This is a genomic window from Paraburkholderia sp. J7 (assembly GCF_905220155.1).
Taxonomy (GTDB): Bacteria; Pseudomonadota; Gammaproteobacteria; order Burkholderiales; family Burkholderiaceae; genus Paraburkholderia.
Genome location: NZ_CAJMYZ010000006.1, coordinates 295407 through 312943, shown reverse-complemented (window position 1 = coordinate 312943; position 17537 = coordinate 295407). Strand labels below are relative to the sequence as shown.

Sequence of the window (17537 nt, the reverse complement as noted above, 5' to 3'; positions counted from 1 at the left end):
TTCCTGTCGACGACCGATCATGCCCGTGACTTCTCCCTGGCCCGCCGAGGCCGACCCCTTCCTTTCGCTCGAATCGCTCGACGACCCGGCCGTCATGGCCTGGGTCGAGTCGCAGAATGCGCGCACGCGCGCCGCGTGGCAGGGCGGTGCGCGTTTCGAGGCGCTGGAAAAGCGCCTCGCACAGGCCTACCTGCCTCGCGAGCGGCCCGTGATCCCGAGCCGCTGGCAGCAGTGGGCCTACGACCTGTGGGAGGACGAGGACAATCCCAAGGGCCTGTGGCGCCGCGCGCTCTGGGCCGACTGGCGCGCTCACAAGCCGCAGTGGCAAACGCTCATCGACTTCGACGCCCTCGGTGCGAAAGAAGGGAAGCCATGGGTGTGCGCGGGTATCGACGTCCTTTACCCGGACGGCGACCGTGCGCTGATCCAGCTCTCCGATGGCGGCTCCGACGCGGTCATCGTGCGCGAGTTCGATATCGTGAAACGCGAATTCGTGAGCGATGGCTTCGCGATTGCGAAGGAAGGCAAGCACATCATTTCGTGGATCGATCGCGATAGCGTGTACCTGGGATGGGACGCGGGCGGCAAAGGCGGCAAGAAGATGCTCACGCGCTCTGGCTACCCGCGCGAGGTGCGCCGCTGGACGCGCGGCACGGCGCTCGCGGACGCACCGGTGGTATTCAGCGGCGAGTTCGACGACATCAGCGTCGAGGGCGACTACGACCCGGTTGAAAAGCGCCACGACGTGGTGCGCAGCGTCGACTTCTTTGATTCCTATACCTATCGCCTGGATGAGCGTGGCGACTGGCAAGTGTACGACGTGCCCACGCATGTCTCGGTGGGCGCGTGGCATGGCTGGCTGCTGCTCGAACCGCGCCTCGACTGGACCGTTGCGGGCGTGACGTACAAGGGCGGCGCGTTGCTCGTGATTCGCGAGGACGCTTTCCTCGCAGGCGATCGCGCGTTCACGGCGCTCTTCACGCCGACTCCCGTTACGTCGGCATGCGACTGGACCAATACGCTAAACGTCCTGATCGTTTCGTGGCTCGACGACGTGGAGAGCCGCACGATGCTCTGGCAGCCGCGGCAGGAGGATGGCGCGTGGCGCTGGGAGTCTCGCGTGTTTCCCGCACGTGCGAGTTCGCAGGTGGACGTCTCGCCGATTGAAGACACGCTCAACGACGAGGTATTCGTCGACGTCGACGATTACCTGCTGCCGCCGGAATACTGGCTCGCCGATCTCGCACAAACTGACCTCCAGCAGTGGGAATTGCTCGACCGCTGGCCCACGCAGTTCGATGCCGGACCGCTCACGGTCATCCGCTCGCACGCGCGCTCGGCCGACGGCACGAGCGTACCGTTCACCGTGATCGGTCCGAAGGCCGTATTGGAAGCCGGGTCCCGCCAGGCGTCGCCGTGCCTGCTCACGGGCTACGGCGGCTTCGCGATCGCGCTCACGCCGCAATATCTGGTGGGCTCGGGCATCGGCTGGCTGGAGCAGGGCGGTGTCGTGGCGATCGCGCACATTCGCGGCGGCGGCGAGTACGGCACGGCCTGGCACGTCGAGGCGCAGCGCGAGCATCGCCAGCGCTCGTTCGACGACTTCATCGCCGTGGCCGAACAGTTGATCGCCGACGGCTATACGAGCGCCGCGCAACTGGGCATCAAGGGCGGCAGCAACGGCGGACTGCTCGTGGGCGCGTGCATGGTGCAGCGTCCCGAACTGTTTGGCGCGGTGGTGTGCGAGGTGCCGTTGCTCGACATGCAGCGTTACCCGTTGCTGCACGCGGGCGCGTCATGGATCGACGAATACGGCGATCCTGAGGATGCCGAAGAATCACGCGCGCTCGCCGCGTACTCGCCATACCACCACGTGAAGCCCGGCGTTGCGTATCCGCCGTCGCTGTTTACCACGTCGACGAGCGACGACCGCGTCCACCCCTCGCACGCGCGCAAGATGGTCGCGCGCATGGAGAAGCAGGGGCACGCGAACGTCTGGTATCTGGAGAACACCGAAGGCGGCCACGGCCCCGGCAGCGACTCGCTCGAGCGCGCGGAATATGACGCGCTCGTCTATCGCTTTCTGTGGACCACGCTCGCGGGAAGCTGGTAAGGCGGCCGTTCAGCCGGCAACATCGAGCGTGGCGATGACCGGCGTGTGATCCGAAGGCTGTTCCCACTTGCGCGGCACCTTGTCCACTTCACATGCGGTGAGGTGCCCCGCGAGCGCGGGCGAAAGCAGGATGTGATCGATGCGCAAGCCCGCGTTGCGGCGAAACGCGAACATGCGGTAATCCCACCACGTGAAGATCTTTTCGGGCTGCTCGAACTGGCGGAACGCGTCGACGAAGCCCAGGTCGATCAGCCGGCGGAACTGCGTACGTTCTTCGGGCGAGACGAGGTTCTGGCCTTCCCAGGCCTTAGGATCGTGCACGTCGCGGTCTTCGGGCGCGATGTTGTAGTCGCCGAGCAGCGCGAGCTTCGGGTAGCGCTGCATTTCCTGCGCGAGCCAGTCGTGCATGGCGTCGAGCCATTGCAGCTTGTACGCGAACTTCTCGGTGCCCGGCGCCTGGCCGTTCGGGAAATAGGCGCTCACCACGCGCACATCGCCGATGGTCGTCGCGATCACGCGCTGCTGCGGATCTTCGAAGCCAGGAATGTTGCGCACGACCGTGGCTTCGTCGACGAAGAGACCTTCGCGCACGAGGATGCCCACGCCGTTATAGGTCTTCTGGCCCGCGAACCAGCTGCGATAGCCGTGCGCCTCGAGGTCGGCGCGGGGGAACTTGTCGTCGGTGAGCTTCAGTTCCTGGAGGCAAAGCACGTCGGTCTTGCTCTCGTTGAGCCAGTCGATGACGTGCTGCAGACGGACCTTGAGGGAATTGACGTTCCACGTTGCGATTTTCATGTGAGGCTCGATAAGGTGACGGTGTGCTTGCTGTGCACTTCGGCGCCATTATCGCCTGCGCCGATGACCGGTACGGCTTTCTTTTGCATCATGGTGCTTGTCTCGCGGTCGTTGATGGCAGCGCGGTTTCCAGTATCTTAGGATGTCGGCGCGCGCGGGCAAAGCTGCGCGAATTTACATAGGGGAGACACAATGGGTGACGTCAACGTGCAGTTTCTGTTCGACTTCGGCAGTCCTAACGCGTATCTGTGCCATAAGGTGATCGGCGACATCGAGGCGCGCCAGCACGTGCGTTTCGACTATGTGCCGATACTGCTTGGCGGCCTCTTCAAGCTAAGCGGCAACTGCTCGCCAGGCGAGGCGTTCGCGGGTGTCGAAAACAAGCAGAAGTTCATGATGCTGGAGATGCGGCGCTTCGTCGAGCGGCACGGACTCACGGCTTATCGGCGCAATCCGCACTTTCCGGTGAATACGCTGCAAATCATGCGCGGGGCGGTTGCGGCGCAGCGCGACGGCACGTTCGAACGCTACGTCGACCGTATGTTCGCGCACATGTGGGAAGAGGGGCTCAAGATGGACGACGCTGCCGTGATCCGCGCAGCGCTCGAGGCAGATGGTCTCGACGCCACCGCGTTTGAAACGGCGATTCAGGACGCCGACGTGAAAGCCGCGTTGCTGGCGAATACGCAGTCGGCGGTCGAGCGCGGCGCATTCGGTTCGCCGACGTTCTTTGTCGGTAACGAGATGTACTTCGGCAAGGATCAGTTGCGCGATGTCGAAGAGGAAATCGCGCGCGTGAAATTGCGCACATAACGCGCGCGCTGCTTCATGACTAAGCGAGGCGGGCGCTGCACGATCGCCCCCGCCTCGCGCCGCGCATCAAAGCGCGGCTTGCTCCTCGGCTTGCGGTGCGGTGGCCACGCCCAGACGTACGCGCGCTGCCTGATATTCGCGCTTCAAACGCTCGATGAGTTCGGCGGCCGGCACGACGCTCTTCACCGCGCCAATGCCCTGGCCCGAGCCCCAGATGTCCTTCCACGGCTTCACGCGCGTCGAGCCGAAATTCATCGCCGACGGATCCGACTGCGGCAGCGCTTCCGGATCGAGGCCGCTCGCGACGATGCTCTGGCGCAGATAGTTGCCGTGCACGCCCGTGAAGAGATTCGAGTAGACGATATCGCCGGCGGCGCCGTCGACGATCATCTGCTTGTACGCGTCGACGGCATTCGCTTCATGCGTGGCGATGAACGCCGAGCCGATATAGGCGAGGTCTGCGCCTGCCGCTTGCGCCGCGAGAATCGCGTTGCCGTTGCCGATCGCGCCCGAAAGCAGCAAGGGGCCGTCGAACCATTCGCGAATCTCGTGGATCAGCGCGAACGGCGAGAGCACACCCGCATGGCCGCCGGCACCGGCGGCCACGGCGATCAGGCCGTCCGCGCCTTTTTCGATCGCCTTCTTCGCGAACGTGTTGTTGATGACGTCGTGCAGCACGATGCCGCCCCATGCGTGAATTGCATGGTTGACTTCTTCACGCGCGCCGAGCGACGTAATGACGATCGGCACCTTGTATTGCGCGCAAACGCCGAGGTCGTGCTCGAGGCGGTCGTTCGACTTGTGCACGATCTGGTTCACGGCGAACGGCGCCGCCGGCGCGTCCGGGTGCTTCGCGTTGTATTCGGCGAGTTCGGTGGTAATGCGGTCCAGCCATTCACCCAGCACGTGCTCGGGCCGCGCATTGAGCGCAGGGAACGAGCCAACGACGCCCGCCTTGCACTGGGCGATCACAAGATCGGGATTCGAAATGATGAAGAGCGGCGAGCCGACGACCGGAATCGACAGGCCGCGGCGCAGCACGGCGGGCAGGGACATCCATATCTCCTTGACTGGGGCGGCGGCCGGGTGCGGCTGCCGTCGCGTGATTTGTTGCGTGACGCGTTGCGCCGGCGTTGGCGCCGGCTGGCAGGCTTAAACATAGCAAAGCCGTCGAAACTATGCAACCAGTTGCATAGTGGAAAAATTCGATCCGCAACAGGTCCGGCATTGGGTGGGGCGTGGTTTAGAATCGCCGCATGTCGACGCCGCACGCCATCCTCATCGCCTTGCTGGAGAAGCCTTCGTCGGGCTACGACCTCGCTCGCCGCTTCGATCGCGCGATCGGCTACTTCTGGCATGCCACGCATCAACAGATCTATCGCGAACTGGGCCGCATGGTCGAGGCGGGGTGGGTATCGGTCGTCGAGGACGAGACGGCTGCCGCGTCGCGCAAGAAGGTGTATTGCGTGTTGCCGGTGGGGCGCGATGAGGTGGCGCGCTGGGCGCGCGAGACGGTGCTCGATCTCGACTCGCGCAACGTGTTCCTGCTCAAGCTGCGTGCCGATGCCGTGATCGGGCCGCTCGGCCTCGCCGAGGAACTCGCGCGGCTCATCGCGGAAAACCGCGCGCGGCTCGCGACGTATCGGGAGATCGAGCAGCGCGATTTTGGATCGCCTTCGCTCACGCGCGGGCAGCAGTTGCAGTATGCGATCCTCAAGGCGGGCATTCATACGCAGGAGATGTGGCTTGCCTGGGCAGAAGAGGTGTGGCCGCTGGTGGAACCTGCGCAGGCGTAGTCCAATTTGCCAGGGTGTCCGAAGTAATCTCGGTGTGACGAGCGCGCGCTCGATGATGGTTGAAGGCGTGATGTGTCACCTGAATGAAAAAGATGTTTGACGGAATGGCTTCGAAGCCTTATACTTCTTTTCTCTGACGGACGCGGGGTGGAGCAGTCTGGCAGCTCGTCGGGCTCATAACCCGAAGGTCGTAGGTTCAAATCCTACCCCCGCAACCAAAGCCTAATCAGGCGTTTTGTACAAGCCGTCACGCAAATGAACCCGCTCTTGAGCGGGTTTTTTGTTGTCCAGCGAAATCCGGTACGAACTGCTCGGCAGTCGTCGCCACTCACACATCTTCCTCGCATCGCAGGCGCGAAGCTTCCTCCGTAACCCGTTGCGGCAAGGCTTTGTGCCGATCCATGAAACCGCCGCGAGCGGCTTTTTCTACCTTACGCATCCCGCTCATCAAGACGGCCGACTCGCGCATAGCGACCACCATCGCTCGCATGACGTCAGCGCTCACAGGGTGGATTCATTCGACGTTTCTGGCGTGTTCGGGCCGACTTGACCGCTGACAAGTCGAGGCGACTTCCGACTTTGTCCGCTGTCCAGCAGCCCTTAACCTTCTCTGCTGCCGGCGCTTGCTGACCAGTCGACCGGCAGGCGGCAGCCTTTTTCGTCCCTTGTCGCCCCCCGAACGTGCGTACCGTTTTGCCCGCAACCCCATGAAGAAACCCGTCACTTCCGATACCCATCAGTCGGCGCTCGAGCGCGTTCTGGATGGCTTCGTCGATGCGAGCGAGTCAGACATTGTGCTTCTGAGCGACCTCGTCAGCAGGATCCGCCCACGCCGCGCCTTCCATGGCGAGACGGCCAGACATGCGGTCTACACGCTTTGCTTTCTGCTCGAGCATCGCAGCGACTATCGAGCCGCGCTGCGCGGCGCGCTGCGGCGCCTGCTGACCGAGCGCAAACAGGTGGCACTGTATACGGACGTTGGCATTTTCCCGAACAACGGTTTTTTCACCGAAGTGACGCACCGGCTCGTTCGCAGCACGCTGCTGCCCGATTTGCTCGATCTGGGCCAGTTGCGCGATGTGATCGCCAAAGTCTTCGGGCGCGCAAGCGATCATCTGTGGGTGCGCGAGGTGGGTGTCGACGCGTGGACCGACCTGCTGCGCGCGCTGCGATTCGACGAAGACGCAGAGGAAGAATGCGCACGCGACGCGCCGGGCGCGGTGCAGCCTCTGCATCAAGTGCTCGAAGCGTTGCGCGTGCTGTCTTACCGGATTGCCGCCATTGGCCTCGAGCCCGAAATGCTGCGGCACGACCCGATGCTCGAATCGGAACGCTCGCCGTTCATCGCACAAAACCAGGAAATACTGGCCTACATTGCGAGCTTCGAGACGTCGCCCGCACGCACCGCTGGCATCGACTCGCAACACGTTGCGGTGCTGCTGGATCAGTGCCGCGCCGTTGGCGACCGGATTCGCAAACGCGCGGCGCGCGCTGGCACCAGCGTCTCGCTGACATTGCATCTGCTGCGCTTGAACCAGCATCTCTCCCGTGCCGAAACGCTGATCGACCTGGTGGCGGCCCTGCGCGAGTCACTCGAGGCCGATATCGTGCTGCCGATGATCGCCGACCTCGCATCCGGGCTCATTCAGGCGGAATGCTGCCGCAACAATTTGCGCGATTACTTCCGCCAGAATGTCGAGTTGATCGCACTGCGCGTGACCGAGAATGCCGGCCATGCGGGCGAGCACTATATTGCGGCAAGCCGCAAGGATTACTTTGCGCTGCTACGTTCGGCGCTGCTCGGCGGTTTCATCATCGGTTTCATGTCGGCGCTCAAGTTCATCATTGCGGGGTATGGCTGGACGCCGCTCAACGAATCGTTCGCCTTCGGGCTCAACTACGGGCTCGGCTTCGTGCTGATTCACATCCTGCGCGGCACCGTGGCCACCAAGCAGCCCGCGATGACGGCCCACGTACTGGCCGCGGCAATCAAGGACAGCAGCCGCAAGGGCGGGCGCGACCTCGAGCACCTCGTGACGCTGGTTGTGCGAACCATGCGCAGCCAGACCGCGGCGATCTTCGGCAACGTGGCGCTGGCCGTGCCGGTCGCGATGTTGATCGGGCTTGCGTACCGGTGGGCAACAGGGCATCCGTTAATCAGCGCGGCCAGGGCCACGGGACTGCTCAATGAGGTGGCGTTCAAACCGTCCACGCTGGTCTACGCGGCGCTTGCGGGCGTCTGTCTTTTCTTCGCCGGTCAGATCAACGGCTACTGCGACAACCTGTGTATCTACGAGCGCATTCCCGAGCGGATTACGCACATCCGCTGGGCGAGGCGTGTGTTTGGCGAGCGCAATCTGCAACGCATTGCCAACTATGTCAGAGGCAATCTCGGTGCGCTGATCGGTAACCTCGTATTCGGTTTCATGTTGAGCGCGGTATGGGTGGCCGGCATGCTGCTCGGGCTGCCGCTCGACATCCGGCACGTCGCGTTTGCGTCCACGTACTCCGGGTTCGCGAGCGTATCGCTCGATTTTGGGGTACCCCAGACCTTGCTCCTGGGCGCCATGGCGGGAACCTGGGCGATCGGCACGATTAACCTGTTCGTGAGCTTCAGTCTTGCGATGTGGGTCGCGCTGCGCGCGCGCAACGTCACCTTTGGCGAAACGCGCCGGCTGCTCGGCGATGTGTTGAGTCGCTTGCGCCGTCATCCGAGGGACTTCTTTTTCCCTCCGCGCACGCATCTCGCAGCGGGTCATGATGCGCCAGGCGAAGCAGGCTGAACTGAGCCGGCGCGATGCGAGGGGTGCGGTTAGGCCTCCAATGCCCAATCCACCGCAGCCTGCGCATGTAACGCGGTGGTGTCGAATACCGGCAGGGTCGAATCCTTCGGGCCAATCAGCAGCGTGATTTCCGTACAGCCGAGAATGACGGCCTGCGCGCCGCGCGCGGCGAGGTCTTCTATGACGCGCTTGTAGACACGGCGCGATTGCGCATTCACATTGCCGTGACACAACTCGTCATAGATGATGCGATGCACATCCGCGCGATCGTGTTCGTTCGGTACGATCGCCTCAATACCGTGTGCTGCGCGCAGCCGTCCCACATAGAAGTCCTGCTCCATCGTGTAGCGCGTGCCGAGCAGCGCCGCGCGCGTGACGCCGGCGGCGCGCAATGCCTGGCCGGTCGGGTCCGCGATATGCAGGAACGGAATCGAGATTGTCGCCTCGATCGCCGCGCATACGCGGTGCATGGTGTTCGTCGCGAGCAGCACGATGTCCGCGCCGCCGCGTTCGAGCTGGCGGGCGGCGTCGGCCATCTGCACGCCGAGTGCGTCCCAGTCGCCCGCGCGCTGAAGCTCCTCGACTTGCGCGAAGTCCACGGTCACCATCAGGCTGCGCGCATTGTGATGCCCGCCCAGTCGCGCTTTTGCATGGCGGTTCAGCAGCCGGTAGTACTCGGCCGACGATTCCCAGCTCATTCCTCCGATCACGCCGATCGTCTTCATCGATTTTCCTCTCACGCCCTTGGACTAGTCAGTCCGCACGAGTATAGGCGCGTCCGGCGCGCCGTACAGGTACGCTCAGGCCGATCCGACGCGGTACGGTCATGGGCGCGGCTCGCATACAGTACGTTTGTTAAGTACGCGGACCGCGAAAGCGCATGCTTGCGACCCCGCGCCGCCGGTCATGCCGGTTACGGTGATGGCGGCGCTATTCTGGCGTCGCTAGAATCGATGCGAAAGGCACTCGCCGCCCGACCAGAACAAGGAGCCGCAGATGGACCTGATCATTCGCCGCGCGGTGCTCGCGCATGCCCATCCCGCTGGGTATCCCACGGTGGATATCGGCATCGACGGCGGGCGCATTGCCGCCGTGGAACCGCATCTCGCGGCGGCGGCGCGCGAGGAGATCGATGCCGAGGGTGCGCTCGTGAGCGCACCGTTCGTCGACGCGCATTTCCACATGGACGCCACGCTCTCGTATGGCCTGCCGCGCGTGAATGCGTCGGGCACGCTACTGGAAGGCATTGCGCTGTGGGGCGAGCTCAAGCCGCATCTCACGCAGGAGGCGCTCGTCGAGCGCGCGCTTCAGTACTGCGACTGGGCCGTCGCGCGGGGGCTGCTCGCCATCCGCTCGCACGTCGATGTGTGCGACGCGCGGCTGCTCGCGGTCGAAGCGCTGCTCGAAGTGAAGCGCCGTGTCGCGCCGTATCTCGATCTCCAGCTCGTGGCGTTTCCGCAGGATGGCGTCTTGCGCAGCCCCGGCGCATTCGACAATCTCAAGCGCGCGATCGCGATGGGCGTGGACGTGGTCGGCGGCATTCCCCACTTCGAGCGCACGATGGCGGACGGTGCCGAATCGGTGCGCCTGCTCTGCGAGTTCGCCGCCGAAAAGGGCCTGCGCGTGGACATGCATTGCGACGAATCCGACGACCCGCTTTCGCGCCACATCGAAACGCTCGCGGCCCAATCGCATCGCCTGGGCCTGCACGGGCGCGTGACCGGCTCGCATCTCACGTCGATGCATTCGATGGACAACTATTACGTGAGCAAGCTGATTCCGCTCATGCGCGAATCCGGTGTCGCGGCGATTGCGAATCCGCTCATCAATATCACGCTGCAAGGGCGCTCCGATACCTATCCGAAGCGCCGCGGCATGACGCGCGTGCCTGAGTTGATGGCGGCAGGCGTGACCGTCGCGTTCGGCCACGATTGCGTGATGGACCCGTGGTACAGCTTCGGCTCGGGCGACATGCTCGAAGTCGCGCATATGGGTCTGCACGTCGCGCAGATGACGGGTACCGACGCCTCGCGCGCCTGCTTCGACGCGGTGACCGTGAATGCCGCGACGATCCTTGGCCTTGAAGGCTACGGCGTGGCGCCCGGTTGCGCGGCGAACCTCGTCGTGCTCGACGCGCGCGACCCCATCGAGGCGATCCGGTTGCGCGCAGCGCGGCTCGCAGTCGTGAGCCGGGGCAGGGTGGTGAGCCGGCAACCTGCACAGCGCGCGGCGCTTTCGCTCGAGGGGCGGCCGGAAAGCGTCGATTTCAGGCTGCATCGATAAAACGCAAAGGCAACAAAAAACCGCATGGGTTGCACACCCATGCGCGGTTTTAGTTCGGATCGCTTACGAGCGAGTCACGTGATCATGACTGTGCCGGCGGCTGCTCCATGCCGTTGTGACGCAGCAGCGCGTCGATGTTCGGCTCGCGGCCGCGGAAGGCCTTGAACGACTCCATCGCCGGGCGGCTGCCGCCCACTTCGAGAATTTCCTTGCGGTAGCGCGTGCCGGTCGCTTCGTCGAGCACGCTCGACTTCGCGGCCTGCGCGGCTTCCTCGAAGGCTGCGTAGGCGTCGGCGGAAAGCACTTCGGCCCACTTGTAGCTGTAGTAGCCGGCCGCATAGCCGCCCGCGAAGATATGGCTGAACGTGTTCGGCCAACGCGAGAACGAAGTCTGCGGAATGACGTGATAGCGCTCGTTGATCTCGCGCGCCAGGTCGTTCGCGCTCTTGCCCTTCGAAGCGTCGAAGTCGACGTGCAGCGCCATGTCGAACATCGAGAACACGATCTGGCGCAGCGTGCCGAGACCGCTCTGGAAGTTCTTCGCGGCGAGCATCTTGTCGAAGAGTTCGCGCGGCAGCGGCTTGGCGGTTTCGACGTGTGAGCTCATCTCGCGCACCACGTCCCATTCCCAGCAGAAGTTCTCCATGAACTGCGAGGGCAGTTCGACGGCGTCCCACTCCACGCCGTTGATGCCCGATACGCCCAGTTCGTCCACACGCGTGAGCATGTGGTGCAGGCCGTGGCCGAACTCGTGGAAGAGCGTGATGACTTCGTCGTGCGTGAAGCACGCGGGACGGCCGCCCACCGGCGCCGAGAAGTTGCACGTGAGATACGCGACGGGCGTTTGCACGCCGTTGCCTTCGAGCTTGCGGCGCGAGCGCGCGTCGTCCATCCATGCGCCGCCGCGCTTGCCTTCACGCGCGTAGAGATCGAGATAGAACTGCGCGACGAGCGTGCCGTCCGCGTTTTCCACGCGGAAGAAACGCACATCGGGATTCCACACCGGCGCGCTGTCTGCACGGATGCGCACGCCGAACAGCGTTTCCGTGACCTTGAACAGGCCCTGCAGTACGAAGTCTTCCGGGAAATACTGCTTCACCTCGTTCTCCGAGAACGAGTAGCGCTTCTGACGCAGCCGCTCGGCGGCGAACGCCATGTCCCACGGTTCGATCTGCGCGAGGCCCAGTTCGCTCGCGGCAAATTCGCGCAGCTCTTCCCAGTCTTTTTCGGCGTGCGGACGCGCGCGCGTGGCGAGGTCTTCGAGGAAGCTCATCACCTGGGCCGGCGTTTCCGCCATCTTCGGCGTGAGCGAGACTTCAGCGAAGTTGTTGTAGCCGAGCATCTTCGCTTCTTCGGCGCGCAGCTTCAGTTGCTCCTCGATGATCGCCGTGTTGTCCCATTCGGCCTTGCCGCCACCGTAGACGGGACCGAGTTCCGATGCGCGCGTGACGTAGGCACGGTACATCGTTTCGCGCATCGCGCGGTTTTCCGAGTACTGCAGCACCGGGAAGTACGAGGGGAAGTGCAGCGTGAATTTCCAGCCTTCCTTGTTCTCGCGCTCGGCGGCTTCGCGCGCGGCGGCGATCACGTCTTCGGGCAGGCCCACGAGATCGGCTTCGCTCGTCGCGTAGAACGCGTAGCCATTGGTCGCGTCGAGCACGTGGTCGGAGAAGGCTTTGGCGAGCGCGGCCTGGCGCTCCTGCAGTTCGGCGAAACGCGGCTTCTGGTCTTCGGGCAGCTCCGCGCCCGAGAGGCGGAAGTCGCGCAGCGAGTTGTCGAGGATCTTCTTGCGCTCGCCCGAGAGCAGTTCGAACGAGTTGTGATTCGTGATGGCCTTGTACTTCTTGAACAGTTCGAGATTCTGGCCGACGCTCGACCAGAATTCGGTCACGCGCGGCAGGTTCTCGCCGTGGGCGGCGCGCAGCTCGGGTGTGTCGGCGACGGCGTTCAGGTGACCGACCACGCCCCAGGCGCGCGAAAGCGGCTCGCTGGCGCGCTCGACCGGCTCGACCACGTCGCTCCATTGCGAGGGCGTCATGGGCTGCGCGGCGCGCTCCACCGCGGCCTTTGCGTTCGCGAGCAGCACGTCGAGCGCGGGCGTCACATGCTCGGGGCGGATTTCGCCAAAGCGCGGCAGGCCGGTGAAATCGAGGAGCGGATTGTCGGAGGGGGTAGTAGCCATGATGCTTCCTGTTCCTGTCTGTCGCGGGTTAGGGGACCGGGGCGCGGCATGCGCGCGTGCCCGATACTTCGGTTATTGGGGCGCCAAGTGCACTTTCCAACCGGCTTATCCGAGCAAATTAACAGATGTGGCGCAAGGGCGGCGAAATCCCTGCCTGTGCGTGGCACGCGCGGGCGGCGCCGCAAAAAGAAAGCGGCCCGTAATGGGCCGCTATAAGAACGTCATGCTGTAACGCGCGCTCGCGCAATGCTTATGCTGCGGCCGCGCGCTCCGCCGCTTCGATCGTGTTCACGAGCAGCATGGTGATGGTCATCGGGCCGACGCCGCCCGGCACCGGCGTGATGAAGCCGGCCACGTCCTTCAGACCCGCGAAATCGACGTCGCCGCAGAGCTTGCCGTTGTCGTCGCGGTTCATGCCCACGTCGATCACGGTGGCGCCGGGCTTGATCATGTCGGCGGTCAGCACGTTGCGTTTGCCCACCGCGGCGACCACGACATCGGCGTCGCGCGTGTGCTTCGCGAGGTCGCGAGTCTTGCTGTGGCAGATCGTGACCGTCGCGCCCTTTTCGAGCAGCAGCAGCGCCATGGGCTTGCCGACGATGTTCGAGCGGCCGATCACCACGGCGTTCGCGCCTTCGAGCGGGATCTTGTATTCCTCGAACATCTTCATCACGCCATAGGGCGTGCACGGGCGAAAGAGCGGTTGGCCCGTCATGAGCGCGCCCGCGTTGGCGACGTGAAAGCCGTCCACATCCTTCTCGGGCGCGATCGCCTCGATGACCTTATGGCTGTCGATGTGCTTGGGCAGCGGCAACTGCACGAGAATGCCGTTGATCTTCGGGTCGCGGTTCAGTTCGTCGATGCGCTTGAGCAGGTCGGCTTCGGAAAGCGACTCGGGATAGCGGTCGTACGACGAGTAGAGGCCGTTGTCTTCGCAGGCTTTGACCTTGTTGCGCACGTAGACTTCGCTCGCCGGATTGTCGCCGACCAGCACGACGGCGAGTCCCGGCTGATGGCCGCGGGCGGTGAGGGCGGCGGCGCGCGTGGCGACTTCGGCGCGCAGTTTCTTGGAGAGGGCGTTGCCGTCGATGATAGTGGCAGTCATGGTCGGTCGGGGTCGAGAGTGGGCAATGCGGGCTCGTGGGCGCGCGAGCGCTGGCGCGCGTGGGGTGCGGGCGAGCGGCATAGGGCGGGCGCCATTCGAAGGCCGACATTATACCCGCGCGCAGGGCGGGCTCTGACCTGAACGGACGAAGGGCGAAGAAGGAGGGTCGCGGCGAGACGCCGCGGGCTGCATTGGCGCGCTGAGGCGCGCGCCAATGCAGCCCGGGAAGGATGCGCTTACTGCTGCGCCTGTTGCGGCTTGTTGGAGAGCGCGAGACGCAGCAGGTCGGCGACCGTGTTGACGTTGAGCTTCTCCATGATGTTGGCGCGGTGCGCCTCCACCGTTTTGATGCTGATGCCAAGGTCGTCGGCGATTTGCTTGTTCAGGCGGCCCGCGATAATGCGCTCGAGCACCTGGTGCTCGCGCGCCGTGAGCTTGCCGAGGCGTTCGGCGGCCGCGCGCTGTTGCTGCACGTTCGTGCTTTCGTTGCGCGCCTTGTCAAGCATGCGCTCCACGAGCTTGCGCAGTTCGGCTTCGTCGAAGGGCTTCTCGATGAAGTCCATCGCGCCCTTCTTCATGGTCGAAACGGCCATCGGCACGTCGCCGTGGCCCGTCACGAAGATGGTCGGCAGCGCGGCGTTTTCGGCAATCAGACGTTCCTGCAATTCGAGACCGCTCATGCCCGACATACGCACGTCGAGAATCAGGCAGGCGATCTGGCCGGCCTGTTGTGCCGGCTGGTAGGCCTCGAGGAACTCCTCCGCGCTATTGAAACACTGGACGCGGTAGCCGTTCGCTTCGAGGAGCCATCGCAGGGAGTCTCGTACGGCCTCGTCGTCATCGACAACAAAGACGGTTTCCTGGGTGGTGACTGGGCTGTTCATGGCTCTCCCGTAACGGTTTGTGGAGTCGGTTCGTCGGTGTTCCGCGAGGGGGTGTCCGATTCGCCGATGGGCAGACTGCAATGGAACGTTGCGCCGCTGATGTGGCCGTCGGATTCGACGTTGTTGACCACCCAGAGACGCCCGCGGTGCGATTCAATGATGGAACGGCAGATGTTCAGGCCCATGCCCATGCCGTCCGATTTGGTGCTGTAGAAGGGTTCGAAGAGGCGCTCGGCCGTGGCTTCGTCCACGCCCGGGCCCTGATCGACGACGCTGATGCACACGTTGCCGCCTTCGCGCTTCACGATCACGCGGATCACCGGGTCGATCGCATTCGGCCGCGCATCGGCCATGGCTTCTGCTGCGTTCTTCAGCAGATTGACGAGCACCTGTTCGATCAGCACCGGATCGACGTAGATCACGGGCATGCGCGAGCGCATGTCGGTCACGATGCGGATGCGGCGCTTGCGCGCCTCGATCTCGGCAAGACCCACCGCGTCGGCGACGATGTCGGCCACACGCGCGGCCTGCCGCTTCGGTTCGGAGCGCTTCACGAATTCGCGGATGCGCTTGATGATCATGCCGGCGCGCACGGCCTGCTGCGCCGTTTTTTCGAGCGCGGGCAACAGGTTCTCGGGCGCGCCGCGGCCCGACTTCACAAGCGCGACCGTGCCCGAGGCATAGTTGTTGATGGCGGCGAGCGGCTGATTCAGTTCGTGCGCGAGCGACGAGGCCATTTCGCCCATCGTCATCAGGCGGCTCGTGAACTGGAGCTTTTCGTCCTGCTGGCGTGCCAGTTCCTGCGCCTGCTTGCGCGTGGTGATGTCGGTCGCGATCTGCATCTGTGCGAGGTGGCCGTCGACCCACTGGATGTACTGGCGGCGCACTTCGAACCACTTCTGGATGCTCTCGACGTACACCTCCTGGGCGTCCGCCGTGCTTTCGGTGAGCGCAGTGGCGGGCAGGCCGGCGAACGCGTCGACCATGTCGATCGAGTCCGAGGAAGCGCTGGCCGAATCGAAGCCGCCGCCGCCCGCGAGTTCCAGATGGCCGTCCGGGCGGATGCCGAACAGGTGGCGGTAGTAGCGGTTCGCAAACAACAGTTCGGCTTCGTCGGCGGCGAGCACCGAGACGGCGGCGTCGAGGCTTTCCAGCACCGTGGTGAAGCGCTCGTGCGCGGCGGCGAGTTCTTCGCGTGCGCGCTTCGGTTCCGTGATGTCGGTCATCGACGACATCCAGCCGGTCTGGCGGCCCGAGCTGTCGATGAGCGGCGAGACGTAAAGCCGCGCGTGGAATTGCGAGCCGTCCTTGCGGCGCACGCGCAATTCGAAGCCTGAGGAGGGCGCCTTGCCGCGCAGCGTCATGTCGAGCTGGCGCTGCATTTCGGGGTAGGCGTCGCGCGGCCAGTAGGGGAACGGTGCGTTCTTGCCCACGAGGTCGCTTTCGTCCCAGCCGGTCATGCGGCAGAACGCCGGGTTCACGTGCGTGATACGCCCATGCATGTCGAGCACACGCATGCCGATCAGCACGGAATTTTCCATGGCGCGGCGGAAGAACGCCTCCGCATAGAGCGCCTGCTGCGCCTCGAAACGCTGGCGCGTGTGCTTCCAGAGGCTCCAGAGACTCCACAGCACGAAACACGACAGACCGGCAACCAGCCACACGAGCGTGTTGTTCGTGAAGTTGGTCATCTGCGGGTACGAGTACACGCGCACCGAAACGCCCTGGCCCGGCGGATCGAGCGGCAGGTCGTAGTAGACGTCGCGCGGCAGGCGCGGACGCGTCGAGGTGGTGGCGAGCTCGCGGTTGTTCGCGTCGAGAATCGAGATCTTGTACTTGGCCGACAGCTCGGGCGGGATGTCGTGCTTCAGGATGCCTTCGACCGAGAACACGGCCGCGATCGAACCAAGAAATTCCCGATCGCGGTATACCGGCGTTTGCAGCGTGATGTAACCGTTACCGACGTCGTCGTAAATGAGCGGCGAGTACACCTGGCGGCGCGTGGCGCGCGCCTCGGCGAATGCGGCCTTCACGGCCTCGTCCATTTGCGCGTCGTTCGGCTTCGCGAGTCGCTGGCCGAATACCGGCATCGCCGTGTTGGGCCAGCGTGGCTCCTCCTGGCTCGTGTACCAGTTGAGATAGAGGATCTCGGGATGGCCCTGCATGATGTCCGTGGTGGACGTCTGGAAATACTGCGGGTCGCTATGCCCCGCGGCCAGGTCGCGAGCCAGCGCCTGCAGCTGCTCCTGCGCGCCTGTCATGGAAAGCCGGATCTGCTGCTGGGCCCACGCCACGTTGCGGTAGAGCGTGTCTTCCTGCTGCTGTTGCTCGCGGCGGTTCAGGCTCCACAAGATCAGGCTCATGACGATCAAAAACACGAGGATCGACAGGAGCGGCGTCAGCAAATAGGAATTCGACCACCAGGGTCCGTGGTGCCAGCGAGATGGCGACGACTCGCCGGGCGTTCCGGGCGGCCGCGCCGAGCGTGCGAAAAGCCGTTCGGTCAACATGGCAAGGATTGTAGCTCAGCGTAAGACGCCGAAATGCCGTGAAAAAAGCCGTAAATCGCCGATAAACGGGTGCAAACTGGCCGTTATCGGCACAGGGGCACGAACGATTAAGCGTGCGCTGCAGCAATTTTTCACATTATAAAATTGCATCTCGCAATTCGAAAATTTTGTTGCGCGATGGTCAGGGGGGTCATTACAATCGCCCCGAAGCTGCTGCGGTTGGCCCGGTCACGTCTTAAGCGTCGCCGCCCGCATGGTCCGATCAACAGCGTT

At 64.1% G+C, this 17537-nt stretch carries 12 protein-coding genes and 1 tRNA gene; 6 read left to right on the top strand and 7 right to left on the bottom strand.

Annotated elements, in window-relative coordinates; genetic code table 11:
- Nucleotides 1–19 precede the first annotated feature (19 nt).
- Nucleotides 20–2113, top strand: coding sequence for a prolyl oligopeptidase family serine peptidase (locus tag U5A58_RS12725; RefSeq protein ID WP_321961679.1), 2094 nt, complete (start codon nucleotides 20–22; stop codon nucleotides 2111–2113).
- Nucleotides 2114–2122: 9 nt separating this feature from the next.
- Here U5A58_RS12725 and xth read toward each other — a convergent pair whose 3' ends face one another.
- Nucleotides 2123–2908, bottom strand: coding sequence for an exodeoxyribonuclease III (gene xth / locus U5A58_RS12720; RefSeq protein WP_321961678.1), 786 nt, complete (start codon nucleotides 2906–2908; stop codon nucleotides 2123–2125).
- Nucleotides 2909–3100: 192 nt separating this feature from the next.
- Here xth and U5A58_RS12715 point away from each other — a divergent pair, with 192 nt between their 5' ends.
- Entirely contained in the window at nucleotides 3101–3721 is a 621-nt protein-coding gene (locus U5A58_RS12715; protein WP_321961677.1) for a 2-hydroxychromene-2-carboxylate isomerase, read from the top strand.
- Nucleotides 3722–3787: 66 nt separating this feature from the next.
- Here the strand turns inward: U5A58_RS12715 and U5A58_RS12710 are convergent, their stop codons facing one another.
- A complete protein-coding gene (locus U5A58_RS12710) occupies nucleotides 3788–4777 on the bottom strand; it encodes a nitronate monooxygenase family protein (protein ID WP_321961676.1) in 990 nt (329 codons plus the stop codon).
- Between the two features lie 200 nt (nucleotides 4778–4977).
- On the opposite strand from U5A58_RS12710, the gene U5A58_RS12705 reads away from it, so the two are divergent.
- The 3 genes from U5A58_RS12705 to U5A58_RS12695 all read left to right on the top strand — a co-directional run bounded on the left by U5A58_RS12705 (nucleotide 4978) and on the right by U5A58_RS12695 (nucleotide 8300).
- Nucleotides 4978–5517, top strand: coding sequence for a PadR family transcriptional regulator (locus tag U5A58_RS12705; RefSeq protein WP_321961675.1), 540 nt, complete (start codon nucleotides 4978–4980; stop codon nucleotides 5515–5517).
- 141 nt (nucleotides 5518–5658) lie between these two features.
- Nucleotides 5659–5735 (top strand) — tRNA-Met (locus tag U5A58_RS12700).
- A gap of 489 nt (nucleotides 5736–6224) precedes the next feature.
- Entirely contained in the window at nucleotides 6225–8300 is a 2076-nt protein-coding gene (locus U5A58_RS12695; RefSeq protein ID WP_321961674.1) for a site-specific recombinase, read from the top strand.
- A 29-nt stretch (nucleotides 8301–8329) separates the two neighbouring features.
- On the opposite strand, the gene U5A58_RS12690 is transcribed toward U5A58_RS12695, so the two are convergent.
- Complete coding sequence (locus U5A58_RS12690) at nucleotides 8330–9025, bottom strand: aspartate/glutamate racemase family protein (protein ID WP_321961673.1); 696 nt, start codon at nucleotides 9023–9025, stop codon at nucleotides 8330–8332.
- Between the two features lie 271 nt (nucleotides 9026–9296).
- Between U5A58_RS12690 and U5A58_RS12685 the strand changes: the two genes are divergently transcribed.
- A complete protein-coding gene (locus tag U5A58_RS12685; protein WP_321961672.1) occupies nucleotides 9297–10583 on the top strand; it encodes an amidohydrolase family protein in 1287 nt (428 codons plus the stop codon).
- Between the two features lie 82 nt (nucleotides 10584–10665).
- On the opposite strand, the gene U5A58_RS12680 is transcribed toward U5A58_RS12685, so the two are convergent.
- The 4 genes from U5A58_RS12680 to fixL all read right to left on the bottom strand — a co-directional run bounded on the left by U5A58_RS12680 (nucleotide 10666) and on the right by fixL (nucleotide 17264).
- On the bottom strand, nucleotides 10666–12765 hold the full coding sequence (locus U5A58_RS12680; protein WP_321908991.1) for a M3 family metallopeptidase: 2100 nt from the start codon (nucleotides 12763–12765) through the stop codon (nucleotides 10666–10668).
- 250 nt (nucleotides 12766–13015) lie between these two features.
- The gene (gene folD, locus U5A58_RS12675; RefSeq protein WP_321961671.1) at nucleotides 13016–13870 is read right to left on the bottom strand and encodes a bifunctional methylenetetrahydrofolate dehydrogenase/methenyltetrahydrofolate cyclohydrolase FolD; all 855 of its coding nucleotides are present in this window, start codon (nucleotides 13868–13870) and stop codon (nucleotides 13016–13018) included.
- A gap of 236 nt (nucleotides 13871–14106) precedes the next feature.
- A complete protein-coding gene (gene fixJ, locus U5A58_RS12670) occupies nucleotides 14107–14754 on the bottom strand; it encodes an oxygen response regulator transcription factor FixJ (RefSeq protein WP_158757559.1) in 648 nt (215 codons plus the stop codon).
- Entirely contained in the window at nucleotides 14751–17264 is a 2514-nt protein-coding gene (gene fixL, locus U5A58_RS12665) for an oxygen sensor histidine kinase FixL (protein ID WP_321908987.1), read from the bottom strand. Before fixL ends, fixJ begins: the two co-directional genes overlap by 4 nt.
- Between the last annotated feature and the right edge of the window lie 273 nt (nucleotides 17265–17537).

Bases quoted from the DNA above. Each gene is read 5' to 3' on its own strand.
- U5A58_RS12725 (WP_321961679.1), top strand. From the start codon at position 20: ATGCCCGTGACTTCTCCCTGGCCCGCCGAGGCCGACCCCTTCCTTTCG.
- fixL (WP_321908987.1), bottom strand. From the start codon at position 17,264: ATGTTGACCGAACGGCTTTTCGCACGCTCGGCGCGGCCGCCCGGAACG.
- U5A58_RS12685 (WP_321961672.1), top strand. From the start codon at position 9,297: ATGGACCTGATCATTCGCCGCGCGGTGCTCGCGCATGCCCATCCCGCT.
- U5A58_RS12680 (WP_321908991.1), bottom strand. From the start codon at position 12,765: ATGGCTACTACCCCCTCCGACAATCCGCTCCTCGATTTCACCGGCCTG.
- U5A58_RS12705 (WP_321961675.1), top strand. From the start codon at position 4,978: ATGTCGACGCCGCACGCCATCCTCATCGCCTTGCTGGAGAAGCCTTCG.
- U5A58_RS12695 (WP_321961674.1), top strand. From the start codon at position 6,225: ATGAAGAAACCCGTCACTTCCGATACCCATCAGTCGGCGCTCGAGCGC.
- U5A58_RS12715 (WP_321961677.1), top strand. From the start codon at position 3,101: ATGGGTGACGTCAACGTGCAGTTTCTGTTCGACTTCGGCAGTCCTAAC.
- U5A58_RS12710 (WP_321961676.1), bottom strand. From the start codon at position 4,777: ATGTCCCTGCCCGCCGTGCTGCGCCGCGGCCTGTCGATTCCGGTCGTC.
- xth (WP_321961678.1), bottom strand. From the start codon at position 2,908: ATGAAAATCGCAACGTGGAACGTCAATTCCCTCAAGGTCCGTCTGCAG.
- fixJ (WP_158757559.1), bottom strand. From the start codon at position 14,754: ATGAACAGCCCAGTCACCACCCAGGAAACCGTCTTTGTTGTCGATGAC.
- U5A58_RS12690 (WP_321961673.1), bottom strand. From the start codon at position 9,025: ATGAAGACGATCGGCGTGATCGGAGGAATGAGCTGGGAATCGTCGGCC.
- folD (WP_321961671.1), bottom strand. From the start codon at position 13,870: ATGACTGCCACTATCATCGACGGCAACGCCCTCTCCAAGAAACTGCGC.